This window comes from Tessaracoccus lapidicaptus (assembly GCF_001693815.1).
Taxonomy (GTDB): domain Bacteria; phylum Actinomycetota; class Actinomycetes; order Propionibacteriales; family Propionibacteriaceae; genus Arachnia; species Arachnia lapidicapta.
Genome location: NZ_MBQD01000025.1, coordinates 92806 through 106668 on the forward strand (window position 1 = coordinate 92806; position 13863 = coordinate 106668).

9 protein-coding genes and 1 riboswitch are annotated in these 13863 nt (G+C 66.8%); of the genes, 2 read left to right on the forward strand and 7 right to left on the reverse strand.

What is annotated here, in order from left to right; translation table 11 throughout:
- Positions 1-2: 2 nt before the first annotated feature.
- The 4 genes from gcvT to BCR15_RS12220 all read right to left on the reverse strand — a co-directional run bounded on the left by gcvT (position 3) and on the right by BCR15_RS12220 (position 5225).
- On the reverse strand, positions 3-1115 hold the full coding sequence (gcvT, locus tag BCR15_RS12205) for a glycine cleavage system aminomethyltransferase GcvT (protein WP_068752492.1): 1113 nt from the start codon (positions 1113-1115) through the stop codon (positions 3-5).
- A gap of 130 nt (positions 1116-1245) precedes the next feature.
- A riboswitch (glycine riboswitch) is annotated at positions 1246-1332 on the reverse strand.
- A 43-nt stretch (positions 1333-1375) separates the two neighbouring features.
- Entirely contained in the window at positions 1376-2374 is a 999-nt protein-coding gene (locus BCR15_RS12210; RefSeq protein ID WP_068752493.1) for a Gfo/Idh/MocA family protein, read from the reverse strand.
- Positions 2375-2426: 52 nt separating this feature from the next.
- Positions 2427-4481: an excinuclease ABC subunit UvrB gene (gene uvrB / locus BCR15_RS12215; protein ID WP_068752494.1), complete on the reverse strand. Its 2055-nt coding sequence runs from the start codon at positions 4479-4481 to the stop codon at positions 2427-2429.
- Between the two features lie 54 nt (positions 4482-4535).
- On the reverse strand, positions 4536-5225 hold the full coding sequence (locus BCR15_RS12220; protein WP_068752495.1) for a maleylpyruvate isomerase family mycothiol-dependent enzyme: 690 nt from the start codon (positions 5223-5225) through the stop codon (positions 4536-4538).
- A 25-nt stretch (positions 5226-5250) separates the two neighbouring features.
- Between BCR15_RS12220 and uvrA the strand changes: the two genes are divergently transcribed.
- Both uvrA and BCR15_RS12230 read left to right on the forward strand, forming a co-directional pair.
- The gene (uvrA, locus tag BCR15_RS12225) at positions 5251-8094 is read left to right on the forward strand and encodes an excinuclease ABC subunit UvrA (RefSeq protein WP_068752496.1); all 2844 of its coding nucleotides are present in this window, start codon (positions 5251-5253) and stop codon (positions 8092-8094) included.
- Between the two features lie 175 nt (positions 8095-8269).
- Positions 8270-9637 carry a tyrosine-protein kinase domain-containing protein gene (locus tag BCR15_RS12230; protein WP_083196611.1) on the forward strand — a complete coding sequence of 456 codons (1368 nt, stop codon included), beginning with the start codon at positions 8270-8272 and terminating at the stop codon, positions 9635-9637.
- A 344-nt stretch (positions 9638-9981) separates the two neighbouring features.
- Here the strand turns inward: BCR15_RS12230 and BCR15_RS14750 are convergent, their stop codons facing one another.
- The 3 genes from BCR15_RS14750 to BCR15_RS15510 all read right to left on the reverse strand — a co-directional run bounded on the left by BCR15_RS14750 (position 9982) and on the right by BCR15_RS15510 (position 13665).
- The gene (locus tag BCR15_RS14750) at positions 9982-11172 is read right to left on the reverse strand and encodes a polysaccharide biosynthesis protein (RefSeq protein ID WP_141680130.1); all 1191 of its coding nucleotides are present in this window, start codon (positions 11170-11172) and stop codon (positions 9982-9984) included.
- 44 nt (positions 11173-11216) lie between these two features.
- Positions 11217-12338 (reverse strand): O-antigen ligase family protein, encoded by a 1122-nt coding sequence (locus BCR15_RS14450; RefSeq protein ID WP_176715246.1) that lies wholly within the window; start codon positions 12336-12338, stop codon positions 11217-11219.
- 145 nt (positions 12339-12483) lie between these two features.
- Complete coding sequence (locus BCR15_RS15510; protein ID WP_083196613.1) at positions 12484-13665, reverse strand: glycosyltransferase family 4 protein; 1182 nt, start codon at positions 13663-13665, stop codon at positions 12484-12486.
- Positions 13666-13863: the final 198 nt, after the last annotated feature.

Consider the following 13863-nt stretch of genomic DNA (forward strand, 5'->3'; position numbering starts at 1 on the left):
CCTCAGCGCTTGTAGGACGGGGTGATGAAGGGCAGGTCGACGACGGCGACGGGGACGCGCCGGCCGCGCAGCTCGGCGTGGACGGTGCCGCCGATCTCCGCGGGGAGCATCCCCATGGCGATGGGGTGGCCGACCGACGGGCCGAAGCTGCCGGAGGTCACGGTGCCGATGGGCTCGGTGGCGGCGTCGTCGGCGTACAGCGCGACCCCCTCGCGGATGGGGGCGCGGCCCTCCGGGCGCAGTCCGCGCCGGACGCGGGCCGGGCCGTCGCGGAGCTCGGCGAGGACGACGTCGGCGCCGGGGAAGCCGCCCTCGCGGGCGCCGTCGAGGCGTCGGACCTTCGGCACGGCCCAGCCGAGGCCGCCCTGCGCGGGGGTCACGTCGGTGGACAGGTCGTGCCCGTAGAGGGGCATGCCGGCCTCGAGGCGCAGGGAGTCGCGGGCGCCGAGCCCGGCCGGCAGCACGCCGTCGACGGCCAGCAGGGCGCGCGCGAACTGCTCGGCGGCGTCGTTGGGGACGGAGATCTCGAAGCCGTCCTCGCCGGTGTACCCGGACCGCGACACCCACACCTCGTGGCCGGCCCATTCCAGGGGCCGGGAGTCCATGAACCGCATCTGGGCGGCCTCGGGGATGAGCGTGGCCAGGGCCCGCTCCGCCTCGGGGCCTTGGAGCGCGAGGAGGGCGCGGTCGGTGCGGTGGTCGACGGCGACGCCGCGGAGCTGCCGCAGCCAGCCGAGGTCGTGCTCGGTGCGGGCGGCGTTGACGACCAGGAGGTACCGGTCGCCGTGGCGGGAGACCATGAGGTCGTCGAGGATGCCGCCGCGCTCGTCGGTGAACAGCCCGTAGCGCTGGCGCCCGTCGGCCAGGCCGATGAGATCGGCCGGGATCAGCGTCTCGAGGGCGGCCGCGGCGTCCGACGGGTCACCCGAGTCGGCGGTGACGAGCACCTGGCCCATGTGCGAGACGTCGAACAGGCTGGCGTGGGCGCGCGTGTGGAGGTGTTCGGGCATGACGCCCGCGAACTGGACCGGCAGCTCCCAGCCGGCGAACTCGACGAACTTGGCGCCGGTCTCGGCGTGCAGTCCGTGCAGCGAGGTGGTCTTCGGTGACGACAACTCGGGCCCCTTCCCGCCGGAGACCGGCGCTGGCGGGTGGCGTGTTCCACCCTAGCGCCCCCTCTGTCCGCGGTGCCTGAGATTTTGAATCCTTCGGCGGGCCCACTGGGGGCCTCTTTCCAGAGTGTCGATCTCGTTCGCGGTCCTGGGGCCTGAGAGTTTCCGGGGCGGTTGCTCCTTCGGCACCGGCCTGGGCCGGTTCTCCCGCGAACGTCGCCCATCCTAAGCGACGGCGGCCGGCCCCCGCCAGGGGAGGCCCGTCAGAGCGACCAGGGGACCGCCCGCCGCGCCTCCAGGCCGGCGGCCCGGTAGCAGGCGTCGATGACCTCCATGGTCGCGATGGAGTCCGCGCTGTCCACGACCACCGGGCCGCCCTCCTCGACGGCGGCCACGAACGCGGCCAGCTGCGCGCCGTAGCTGGTCACGTCGGGCGCGACCTCCTCGGTGGTGCTGTGTCCGTCGACGGTGAGGGTGAGCGAGTTGCCGCCGTGCGGCTTGACGAACCCCTCGATGGCGATGCTGCCGCGCGTGCCCGTGATCACGCCGCTCTGCCGCTCGGAGTCCTCGAGCAGCGAGCTCGACGCGACGGCCCGGATGCCGCCCGGGAACTCCAGGTGGGCCGTGAGGGCCTCGTCGATCTGGCCGCCGTCGACGCGGCGCGCCTCGGCGGAGATGACGCGCGGCTCGGAGCGCAGCAGGGTGCGCAGGAGGTGGATGGAGTAGCAGCCGAGGTCCATGGTCGAGCCGCCGGCCAGGTCCCAGTTGTAGCGGATGTTGGTGCGGTCCGGCAGGTGGATGTCGAACACGGCCTCGGCGGACACGACGTCGCCGATCGCGCCCTCGGCCAGCAGCTGCTCGGCCCGGTGGATGAGCGGGTGGTGGCGGTAGTGGAACGCCTCCATGACCACCATCGGGAGGCCGGCGACGGCGTCGACGACCCGCCGCGCCTCCTCGGCGTTGGACGCGAACGGCTTCTCCACCAGCACGTGCTTGCCGGCACGCGCCGCGCGCACCGTCCACTCGGCGTGGGCCGAGTTGGGCAGCGGGATGTAGACGGCGTCCACGTCCGGGGAGGCGAGCAGATCGTCGTAGGAGTCCAGGACCTGCGCGACGCCGTGCTCGGCCGCGAACTCCTCGGCCCGCCCGCGGTTGCGGGCCGCGACGGCGACCAGCTCGACGTCGGGGTTGGCGTGGGCGGGCGCGATGAGGGCCGACGGGGTGATGCCCGCCGCGCCGAGGATGCCGAAACGCACAGTCATGATCGCCTCTCTGAGAACCGGATGCCTGGACAGTCTAGGGCGCTGCGCGTGGTTACTTCGTCGCCTCGATCATCGCGCGCAGCTCCTTCTTGAGGTCGTGGATCTCGTCGCGGTGCCTGGCCGCGACCTCGAACTGCAGCTCGGCGGCGGCCTGGTGCATCGCGTCGGTGAGTTCCTTGATCAGCGACGTCAGCTCCTCCTGCGCCATCGACGACGCGTCGAGGCCCTTGCGGCGCCCGGGCTTGGCCGAGTCCAGCAGCTCGCCCGTGTCCGCGTCCTCGCGGGCGAGCATCTCCGACACGGCGGCGATCCGCTTGCGCAGCGGCTGGGGGTCGATGCCGTGCTCCAGGTTGTAGGCCACCTGGATGTCGCGGCGTCGGTTCGTCTCCCCGATCGCGGCTTCCATCGACGGCGTGATCTTGTCCGCGTACATGTGGACCTGTCCGGCGACGTTACGGGCGGCGCGGCCGATGGTCTGGATCAGCGACCGCTCGGAGCGCAGGAAGCCCTCCTTGTCGGCGTCGAGGATGGCGACGAGCGACACCTCGGGCAGGTCGAGGCCCTCCCGCAGTAGGTTGATGCCGACCAGCACGTCGTACTCGCCGAGCCGCAGTTCTCGCAGCAGCTCGATGCGGCGGATCGTGTCGATGTCCGAGTGCAGGTAGCGGGTGCGGATGCCGTGATCCATGAGGTAGTCGGTGAGGTCCTCGGCCATCTTCTTCGTCAGGGTGGTGACGAGCACGCGCTCGTTGCGTTCGACGCGCAGCTTCACCTCCGCCATGAGGTCGTCGATCTGCCCCTTGGTGGGTTTCAGCACCACCTCCGGGTCCACCAGGCCCGTGGGGCGGATGATCTGCTCGACGAAGCCGTCCGAGCGGTCCATCTCGTAGGGCCCGGGCGTGGCCGAGAGGTAGACCGTCTGCCCGATCCGCTCGACGAACTCGTCGAACTTCAGCGGCCGGTTGTCCATGGCCGACGGCAGCCGGAACCCGTGCTCGACGAGCGTGCGCTTGCGCGACGCGTCGCCCTCGTACATGCCGCCGATCTGCGGGATCGTCACGTGGGACTCGTCGACGACCAGCACGAAGTCCTCGGGGAAGTAGTCGAGCAGACAGCTGGGGGCGCTGCCGGGGGTGCGGCCGTCGATGTGGCGCGAGTAGTTCTCGATGCCCGAGCAGGTGCCGATCTGGCGCATCATCTCGATGTCGTAGCTCGTGCGCATCCGCAGCCGCTGCGCCTCCAGCAGCTTGCCCTGTGCCTCCAGGTCCGCCAGCCGGGTGGCGAGCTCGGCCTCGATGCTTCCGATGGCCCGCTCCATCCGCTCGGCGCCCGCGGAGTAGTGCGTGGCCGGGAAGATGTAGGTCTCCTGCTCCTCGTGGATGACGGTGCCGGTGAGCGGGTGCATCGTGGCGATGCGCTCGATCTCGTCGCCGAAGAATTCGACGCGCACCGCGTTCTCCTCGTACATGGGGAAGATCTCGAGGGTGTCGCCCTTGACCCGGAAGGTGCCCCGGCCGCCGCCGATGTCGTTGCGCGCGTACTGGATGTCCACGAGGTGCCGCAGCAGCTGGTCCCGGTCCATCTCGTCGCCGACCCGGAGCGTGACGCGCTGCTCCAGGTACTCCTGCGGCGTGCCCAAGCCGTAGATGGCGGACACCGTGGCGACGACGATGACGTCGCGCCGCGTGAGCAGCGAGCTGGTGGCCGCGTGCCGCATGCGCTCCACCTCCTCGTTGAGCGAGGAGTCCTTCTCGATGTAGGTGTCCGTCTGCGGGAGGTAGGCCTCCGGCTGGTAGTAGTCGTAGTACGAGACGAAGTACTCGATGGCGTTGTCAGGCAGCAGGTCGCGCAGCTCGTTGGCGAACTGGGCCGCCAGGGTCTTGTTGGGCTGCATGACCAGCATCGGCCGCTGGAGCCGCTCCGCCAGCCAGGCGACCGTCGCCGTCTTGCCGGTGCCGGTGGCGCCCAGCAGCACCACGTCCTTCTCGCCGCTGTCGATCCGGCGCTGCAGCTCCGCGATGGCGCGCGGTTGATCTCCCGAGGGCTGGAACTCGGAGATGACCTTCAGGGGCGCCACCTGGCGGCGCAGCTCGTGGACGGGACGCATGCCAGCCAGGGTAATAGGGGGCACCGACAATTTCGCCGGGCGCTGAGGTGGAGGTCAGAGCCAGGAGCGGATGAGGCGCGGGGAGCTCACGCCGCGCGCGAGCCAGAGGAGGAGGTCGGCGGCGGGGCCGCGCACCTCCACCTGGTCGTCGACGCCGTCGACGTCGGCCGTGTACCCCTCGTCGGCGACGAGCCGCACGGACCGCCGGTTCGGGCGCTCGGCGTAGCGCTCCACCTGGAAGGCGAGCACCGCCACTGCCGTGTCGGGCGCGAGGTCGACCACCGTGGCGCGCCCGTCCAGGTCCATGTGGTGCAGCAGCACTTCGCCCAGGCGCGCCAGCGGGATCTGCCAGGCGGGGATGGTGTATCCGGAGCGGGTCACCACGGGCGTGGTGTCGCCCTCCAGTGCGGGCAGCATCTCCTGCAGCTCGCTGGCGGAGGTGTCCAGGCTGATCTGCAGGTCGAGCCCGCTGGCCAGCGCGAGGACCTCGACGGAGCGGCGTTCCTCGTCGTCGTCGACGTGCAACGCCGTGGAACGCTCCGCGCCCAGGCTCTCGATGACGGCGATGAGCCGGCGGGCCCCGTCGACGAGGTGGGCCGCCACGTGGCTGCGTGTCCAGCCCGGCAGCGCCGTCGGCTCGGCCCAGTCGTCGTCGGTGAAACCGATGGTGAGCCCCAGCAGGAGTGACGTGTGTTCCCGGACGGCCGCGACCACGTCGACGAAGGGGGCGCGGCTCGTGGGCATGGGCCCACCCTAGCAACGCCGTACGATGGCGGGCGTGAATGATCGGCTCGTCGTGCGGGGTGCCCGCGTCCACAACCTGAAGAACGTGTCGCTGGATCTGCCCCGCGACGCGCTCATCGTGTTCACGGGGTTGAGCGGGTCCGGCAAGTCGTCGCTGGCGTTCGACACCATCTTCGCGGAGGGGCAGCGCCGCTACGTCGAGTCGCTGTCGGCGTACGCGCGGATGTTCCTCGGCCAGATGGACAAGCCGGACGTCGACTTCATCGAGGGGCTCTCGCCCGCGGTGTCGATCGACCAGAAGTCGACCAGCCGGAACCCGCGCTCCACCGTCGGCACCATCACCGAGGTCTACGACTACCTGCGGCTGTTGTTCGCGCGCATCGGCGTGCCCCACTGCGAGGTCTGCGGGGCCGTCATCGGCCGCCAGACGCCCCAGCAGATCGTGGACCGGCTGATGGCGCTGGAGGAGGGCACGCGCTTCCAGATCCTCGCCCCGCTGGTGCGCGGCCGCAAGGGTGAGCATGCGGAGCTGTTCCGCCAGCTGGTCGGCGACGGCTACAGCCGGGTGCGGATCGACGGCGACACGCACCCGCTCACCGAGGTGCCGGCCATCGACAAGAACCGCAAGCACGACATCGAGGTGGTCGTCGACCGCGCCGTGGTGCGCCCGACCGCCAAGCAGCGCATCACCGAGTCCGTCGAGACGGCGCTGGGGCTGGCCGGCGGCGTCGTGACCATCGATTTCGTCGACCTCCCGGCCGACGACCCGGAGCGCGAGCGGCGGTTCTCCGAGAAGATGGGCTGCCCCAACGAGCACGACGTCAACATCGACGAGCTCGAGCCCCGGCAGTTCTCCTTCAACGGCCCCTGGGGCGCCTGTCCGGAGTGCTCCGGCCTCGGCACGCTGCTCGATCCGGACCCCGAGCTGCTCATCCCCAACGACGACCTGTCGCTCGACGAGGGCGCCATCGCGCCGTGGAACACCCCCACCATCAAGGCCCACTACGACCACGTGCTGCGCTCGCTGGCGGAGGAGCACGGCTTCTCCATGGCCACCCCGTGGCGCGACCTCGGCGCGGCCGCCCGCAAGGTCCTCCTGCACGGCGTCAAGGGCAACGTCGTCGTCAGCTACCGCAACCGGTTCGGCCGCGTGCGGTCGTTCTCCCAGAAGTACGAGGGAGTCATCCCGTTCATCCGCCGCCGCTACGACGAGGCGGAGACCGACGCCGCCCGCGACCGCTGGGGCGGCTACATGCGCGAGATCAACTGCCCGGCCTGCGACGGCGCCCGCCTCAAGCCGTCGAGCCTCGCCGTGACGGTGGCCGGACACAACATCGCGCAGCTGGCGCACCTGTCCATCGGGGAGGCCGCCGAGTTCCTCCGCGGCCTGGAGCTCACGGAGCGCGAGGCGACCATCGCGGAGCGGCTGGTCAAGGAGATCAACGCCCGGCTGAAGTTCCTCCTCGACGTCGGCCTCGACTACCTGACCCTGTCCCGCGCCGCGGGCACGCTCTCGGGCGGCGAGGCGCAGCGCATCCGGCTCGCGACCCAGATCGGCTCGGGCCTGGTCGGGGTGCTCTACGTGCTCGACGAGCCCAGCATCGGCCTGCACCAACGCGACAACATGCGCCTCATCGAGACCCTGCACCGGCTGCGCGACCTCGGCAACACCCTCATCGTCGTCGAGCACGACGAGGACACCATCCGGGCCGCGGACTGGGCCGTCGACATCGGCCCGGGTGCGGGGGAGGGCGGCGGCGAGGTCGTGGTGTCGGGCACCGTCGAGGCGCTGCTCAACCACCCGGACTCGCGCACCGGCCAGTACCTGTCGGGGCGGCTCAGCATCCCCGTCCCCGCCATCCGCCGGCCGGGCAACGGCAAGCAGATCGTCGTGCGGGGCGCGCGGGAGCACAACCTGCGCGGCGTCGACGTCGCGTTCAACCTGGGCCAGTTCATCGCCGTGACCGGCGTCTCCGGCTCGGGCAAGTCGTCGCTGGTCAACTCGATCCTCTACACCGCCGCGGCCAAGGCCATCTACGGCTCCAAGGCCGTCCCGGGGCGGCACCGCTCGCTGGAGGGCCTGGAACACATCGACAAGGTCATCCAGGTCGACCAGTCGCCCATCGGCCGCACCCCGCGGTCCAACCCCGCCACCTACACCGGCGTGTTCGACAAGATCCGCACCCTGTTCGCCAAGACGCCCGAGGCGAAGGTTCGCGGCTACCAGCCCGGCCGCTTCTCGTTCAACGTCAAGGGTGGGCGCTGCGAGCACTGCATGGGCGACGGCACCATCAAGATCGAGATGAACTTCCTGCCCGACGTCTACGTGCCCTGCGAGGTGTGCCACGGCGCGCGCTACAACCGGGAGACCCTCGAGGTGCACTACAAGGGCAAGACGATCGCCGAGGTGCTCGACATGCCCATCTCCGAGGCGGTGGAGTTCTTCGAGTCCATCGGGTCGATCTCGCGCTACCTGCAGACGCTGACGGAGGTGGGTCTGGGCTACGTGCGGCTCGGGCAGCCCGCGACCACCCTGTCCGGCGGGGAGGCGCAGCGCGTCAAGCTGGCGGCCGAGCTGCAGAAGCGGTCGACGGGCCGGACGCTCTACGTGCTCGACGAGCCGACGACCGGCCTCCACTTCGAGGACATCCGGCGGCTGCTCGCCGTGCTGCAGCGCCTCGTCGACGCCGGGAACACGGTGGTGACGATCGAGCACAACCTGGACGTCATCAAGTCGGCGGACTGGATCATCGACATGGGGCCCGACGGCGGCACCCGCGGCGGCGAGGTCGTCGCGACGGGGACGCCCGAGGACATCGTGACGGTCGCGGAGTCCGCCACGGGCCAGTTCCTCAGGCACATGCTCTGACCTGATCCGGCGATCAGGCAACGCCGAAGCCCACGCGGTGGCCGCGAATCGGCTCCTCAGGGCACTTCGGGTTAGGGTAGGGCTCGGGGTGACCCGTCGCCGCACTAACATCCCGTGAGAATCGACACATGAGCCTCTGGAGCCATCCGGAGTGCCCTGGCCGGACAGGATTTTGATGGAGTTGCAGCAGTACCTGCAGATCGTTCGCCGATACTGGAGGAGCACGCTGGCAACGGTGTTCCTGTGCATCGCCCTGGCAGCCGGCTTCACTGTGCTGCAGAGCCCCACTTACACCGCCACCTCGTCGGTGTTCATCTCTGTGGAGAGCGGCGGCACTGCCGGCGAGCTGTCCCAGGGCGCCACCTACGCCGAGCGCCAGGTGGGTTCGTTCATCTCCGTCGCCACCTCGGCCATGGTCCTGCAGCCCGTCATCGATGAGTTGGTCCTCGACCTCTCGGTCAAGGAGCTCGCGGAGAAGCTCAGCGTCTCGTCCCCTTCAGCGACTTCCATCATCAAGGTGTCCGCCGACGACGAGTCGGCCCAGCGATCGGCGGATCTCGCCAACGCCGTAGCAGCGAGCCTGCAGCGGTCCACCGAGGAACTCGCGCCCCCCGGCCCCGACGGCAACCGCCTAGTGAGCGCCACGATCATTGACCAGGCCGTGGTGCCCGAGTCTCCTTCAGCGCCGCTCCCGGGCATGAACCTGGCGCTGGGCGGCCTCCTTGGACTGCTCCTCGGCTTCGGCCAGGCCGTGCTGCGCACCGTGCTCGACACTCGCGTGCGGACGACGGAAGACGTGGCGGATCTTACGGACGCGCCCGTCCTCGCTGCCATCGAGCACCACGAACCCTCCCATGTGGCCAACCGAGCCGCCACCGCGGGCGGCGGCGTTCAGTGGGCCAGCGCCGAGGCCTACCGCAAACTGCGAACCAGCATCGGCTTCGTGGGCCTGGGCGGCGAGCGCCGTTCTTCAATGGTCATCACGTCGTCTGTGGATTCAGAGGGCAAGACTGAGACCGCCACCAACTTGGCACGCGTGTTGGCGCTGGCCGGCGAGCGGGTGCTCCTCATCGACGCGGATCTCCGCCGGCCGGCGGTGGGGGAGCGGCTGAGAATTGACAGCGAACTCGGACTCTCGGACGTGCTCACCGGCCGCGGCTCACTGCACGACCTCATCATCGCCATGCCACCCGGCCATCTCTCTGTCCTCCCTGCGGGGACGGTTCCTCCGAACCCCTCCGAACTGCTCGGGTCAGAGGCGATGCAGCATCTCCTGGCCACCGTGGAGCGCCAGTACGACTACGTGCTGCTGGACGCACCGCCCCTCCTGCCGGTGACCGACGCCGTCATCCTCGCCGCGCAGACCGGCGGAGCCGTCGTGGTCTCACGCTCGGGCTCCGTCCGCCGCCAACAGCTAGCCACCGCTCTGAGCGCACTGGAGTCCGCCGACGCCACGCTTCTCGGGGTGGTGCTCAACGACGTGCCCTCTTTGCGCGCAGATTCCTACGGGTACTACACGCCCACGAAGGTGCAGCCTGTTTGACGTCCACCTGAGGGGCTGATACGACGCCCGACTGTACCCACCCGGAGACAAATCTCGGTTCCTCGCCGGCCCGTTGCAGCGCGAGCCCAGTGCTAATCGTGAGAGGAAGGTGTCCACGTTTGCGGCCATCGGCGATCAAAGGACCGAAGGATGGTTGCTATCGTGACTGCCCTCGAAAGCCGAGCCGGAATTCCACATCAGCCCCCGCCTTGGAGCTTGGGTTCCTCGACAGAGTGGCCTCTCAGCGGATTCACCGACCACGAGCCGACAGTCCCCCGAGAACGTTGGTCACAGGGTCAATACGCCGGATCCATGCATCATCAGCAGCTCTCGACGTAAAGCGACTAACCGGCCTTCTTCTGTCGGAAGTTGAGGCTTAGCAAAGAGGCCACTCCCAGCGAGGCCGCACCCCCTGCAACCATACTCAGCGCCGTCCCAATAGCCCCGTGCGTCGGCGTGAGTACAAAGAACAACGCCACAGAGGCAAGGAGCCCCGACAGCTCGATGGCCGTAGCGGCTGCGGAGCGCATGCGGGCGACTTGAACTGCCACGAATACCCGCGAAAGTACCTTGAGCACCCCGTACAGGCCCAAGGGCAGTATCAGGAGCCTGGCAGGGGCGTAGTCGGACGGGAGGACCAAAGTGATGTACAGAAGGGCTAGGACCCCGGTAGCGCTCGCGAAAGCAGTCGCAGCGAGAAGCACTCTGAGCAAGAGCCGGCTCACGCTTCTGCGCGACAAAGAGCCTGACACATCTCGCCAGCGACGAAGTTGCGTGTCGAGCCATTGCGATACCGGCCACACCACGAGCTCCATGATCGAACTCACGAACGCATAACGCCCCAGTTCCGCCGCTGTGGCAAGCAACGGCAGCAAAAGTCGATCGGCCTTCTGGAGGAACACGGTCATCACGTTCAGGGGTAGCAGACGCCACCCCTCACGTGCAAGGGATCGCCTCAGCGGTAGGGAAGAAATATGCGTCGGTGAGGAGGCTTTGATCATGAAGATGGTGGCAAAGACGTTGACTAACCCGCTAGCGGGGTAAAGCGCGATCCATGCAGTGATGTCATTGACCCCGAGTGTGAATAGCACCGCGGCGCTGGTGACAATGACAGCTTGAAGCGATACTGTGGACAATCCATAGATGCGTCCAGCTCCGCGTGATCCGAGTATATAGGCCGTGCGCAGCGCGTAACCAAAGATCCCAGTGCATGCAAAGAAGAGCGATAGTGCGGCCAGCCGATACCAGCGCCCGTCCGCTGTGTGAGAAAGGGTCAGGAGCGCCATTCCGGCTAGCATCAGCAGAACTAAGGCGGCGCGATTTGAGCTCAAGAAGGAGCGCGGGATCGAAGCATTACTTGCGAGGGGGCCGCCCACAAGATAGGAGCGGTCGCGACCCAGCATTGCCAGTGACTGTACCACGTACGCGGCCTGGATGAACAAAGCCATTTCGCCGCGAGCATCGGGCGCTAGCCCTTGCGTGGACAGTAGATTCACGAAGAGCCCCCCGGCCGCGGCGGTGAGCTGTGCAATCACGAGCACTGCCGCTCGAGAGCGCAAGAGGCCACTTAGGTTGCCCATCAGGTTTGCACCCCTGCTGCAGTTCTGAGTGTATCCGCCGGAGATCGCCAGGCTAGAAACAGGATAAAGAAGAACCAAGCGAATCTCGAGTCAAAGTACGATCCGGAGAACTGCGACCCTGCGAGGATCAAGAATCCGGCTAGAAGGAGAATGAGGCGATCGTTCGCTAGAGGCCTGCTCGTGACGGCGACCCACATCACCACAGCGATTGATAGGAAGAGCGGTGCGAGGCCAACCAAGCCAGAGGCAGCGCCTGTCTCAATGAAAAGATTATGGGGATAGCCACCCGAATGCCGACGGGGGAAATCGGATAATCCGCCACCCAGGAAAGGATTATCAAGGAAAATCTTCAACCCGTCTTGATAAAGCAAATCCCGGCCAGACGTGTAAATTTCATCCCCTAGTAGTGTGTCGACGAAGCGTGCGTCGAACCATTCGGATAGACCGGGAACGCTCTCGATCAGGACGGCCATACAAGCAATCAGAAGAGCGCCCGAGGCGATGAGGCGCACGAGTGCGCGCGGGCTGGTGAGCTTCAAGAGAAGGGCAAGACCCAGGACCGCGACAATCGAGACGACACCGCCACGGCTCCCAGATAGGAGCATTCCGTAGAAGAAGGTGGGAACAAGACAGAACCAGAGCCAGCGACGCCTGCTCAGGGCGAGGTGAACCGAAAAGAGTAGCCCGATTCCCATGATCCGGACGAAAACATTGGGACCGCCGCCGAAAGCTGCGTATCGACCGGATTCGCCAGGTCCAACTGCTAGGGCGGTGGACATAAACAGGGCCGCCATGGCAACAACGAGATGTGCCAAGAAGTCAAGGTCCGAAGGTTTTGCCCGGGCTGCCAAAGGTAAGGCAAGCGCTGCCGCAGTGAGGAGGAAGCAGATGTCGGCCAAATAGGGGGCTGCGAACGTGGCGTCGATGCCCCAAGCTGCAGAAGCAGCCAGCGTTGCGAGCCACAGCAGATGCAAAACCAAGAATGTGTACAGGCGACGATCGGGGGGGTTCGGCTTCGGCGAAGTCGAGAGCGGCAGCACCGCTGCAACCAGGGACACGCCTAGCAAGGGCCAACGCAACTCAAGATCAAAATCGATGTCGAATATCCGAGAGGTGCTCATTGTACCTGCGTACAGGGTGATCACCAGCAGTGCGAGAGGCGTCCGAATCCCAGCATGCGTATCGAGGGCAGGGCTATGCTTGGGTATGAGAGGAGTCCTGACTGATCCTTGGTGCAAAGTCGCAGTTCCTGATAATGAGGCTCCACTAGCAGTGGAGTGTGGGACCGCAAGAACGGGGAGGTTCGGCAAGGCGCGGTTTCGCTGAATCCTGGGTGACGGGGATCTGTCCATGGCGCTGAGCCCCTATGTCTTCTCCTATTGGCGAATTCAAAAGTCTCTCGAATGCGGTCGCGAGTTTGGCGGCGAGCGCCGTGTAAGAGTAATTCGTGACAACTTCGTTGTATCCCCGCCTGCCCATGGCGTGCCGTTCAGTTGGCGGGAGTGTTGCCATCTGAATCAGGGCCTTCGCGAATGCGGCTGGAGATCCGCTCTCAACACAAATTCCCGCGCCCGCGTCCTCCAAGGGATTGTTCGGAGCACTTGAGGCTACCACGGTGGGTCGGCCGGAGGCCATGTACATGGCGAACTTGTTAAGACTGACACCGAATCGATAAACGGGGAGGTCTAAGAGAGTAACGACCAGGCTGTCCGCACAGCTAGCGCGAGCGATGACTTGTTCTTGAGGTATACGAGCCTCGAAGTGTACTCTCGCTCGGTGCTTCGAGCCCTGAGCCAATTCCCTCAGCTCAGCTTTCCGCGGCCCGTCCCCCACAAATCTTAGGGCCAAGTCGAGGTCTGGCCGCATCTCGCAGGCGAGTTCGAATGCGTGCAGAATGTCCTCCAGCCCATTGGCCTGGCCGTGAGCTCCAAGGTACATGAACGTGAAGGGGCCGGAAGCTGCCTGCGCCGGCTCGCTTAGCCTCTGGGGAGCAGGGAATCCATTGGGTACCCACAGGAAATCCCGCTCAAAGCCGAGCTCTCTTATGTGTCGGTCAGCAAACGGAAGTGGCGAGACTACCAGTTCCGCCTGCGCGGTGAGTCGCCGACTCAAGGCAGTGAGAACCCGAGCCACAAGCCCGCCATCCCTTACTGCTCCAAGATCTACGAGACTCTCGGGCCACACATCGCGAATCTCATACACAAACGGTACGCCGAAGCGCTTCGCCAGCCTTCCGCCTGCCCAAGCTGCCAGTGGATGCACCGTGCTGCCGACGATCACGTCGGGGCGAGGCAATCCGCGTGTCATTCCTGGCAGTAGCAGCAAGGCTGCAAACAGTAGCATCCCTAGGAATCGCAAAAGCAAGTTGCCGTGGTAAGCGTTCGTTCGGATCCAGAGGGTGGGTACTCCGGCTTCTGTTTGTAGCTTTCGAATCGCAATTGAGTTCATCTGCTGTGTGCCGTCACTATGCCTGGTGCTGGCAATTACAAGCGAGGCAGTCCATGGTTCAGGCAGGTTCAGTGCAAAATTGAGATGACGGCCGCTTTGCCCGTCCTTCGACGGGATAACGGCGTGGTGATTGACGAACCAGACGTGGAGGCCGTGTCGAATCACTGGGCAAACTCCTCTGTGACAAGCGTCGGGGTG

Bases quoted from the DNA above. Each gene is read 5' to 3' on its own strand.
- BCR15_RS12230 (WP_083196611.1), top strand. From the start codon at position 8,270: ATGGAGTTGCAGCAGTACCTGCAGATCGTTCGCCGATACTGGAGGAGC.
- BCR15_RS12220 (WP_068752495.1), bottom strand. From the start codon at position 5,225: ATGCCCACGAGCCGCGCCCCCTTCGTCGACGTGGTCGCGGCCGTCCGG.
- uvrA (WP_068752496.1), top strand. From the start codon at position 5,251: ATGGCGGGCGTGAATGATCGGCTCGTCGTGCGGGGTGCCCGCGTCCAC.
- uvrB (WP_068752494.1), bottom strand. From the start codon at position 4,481: ATGCGTCCCGTCCACGAGCTGCGCCGCCAGGTGGCGCCCCTGAAGGTC.
- BCR15_RS15510 (WP_083196613.1), bottom strand. From the start codon at position 13,665: ATGAACTCAATTGCGATTCGAAAGCTACAAACAGAAGCCGGAGTACCC.
- BCR15_RS12210 (WP_068752493.1), bottom strand. From the start codon at position 2,374: ATGACTGTGCGTTTCGGCATCCTCGGCGCGGCGGGCATCACCCCGTCG.
- BCR15_RS14450 (WP_176715246.1), bottom strand. From the start codon at position 12,338: ATGAGCACCTCTCGGATATTCGACATCGATTTTGATCTTGAGTTGCGT.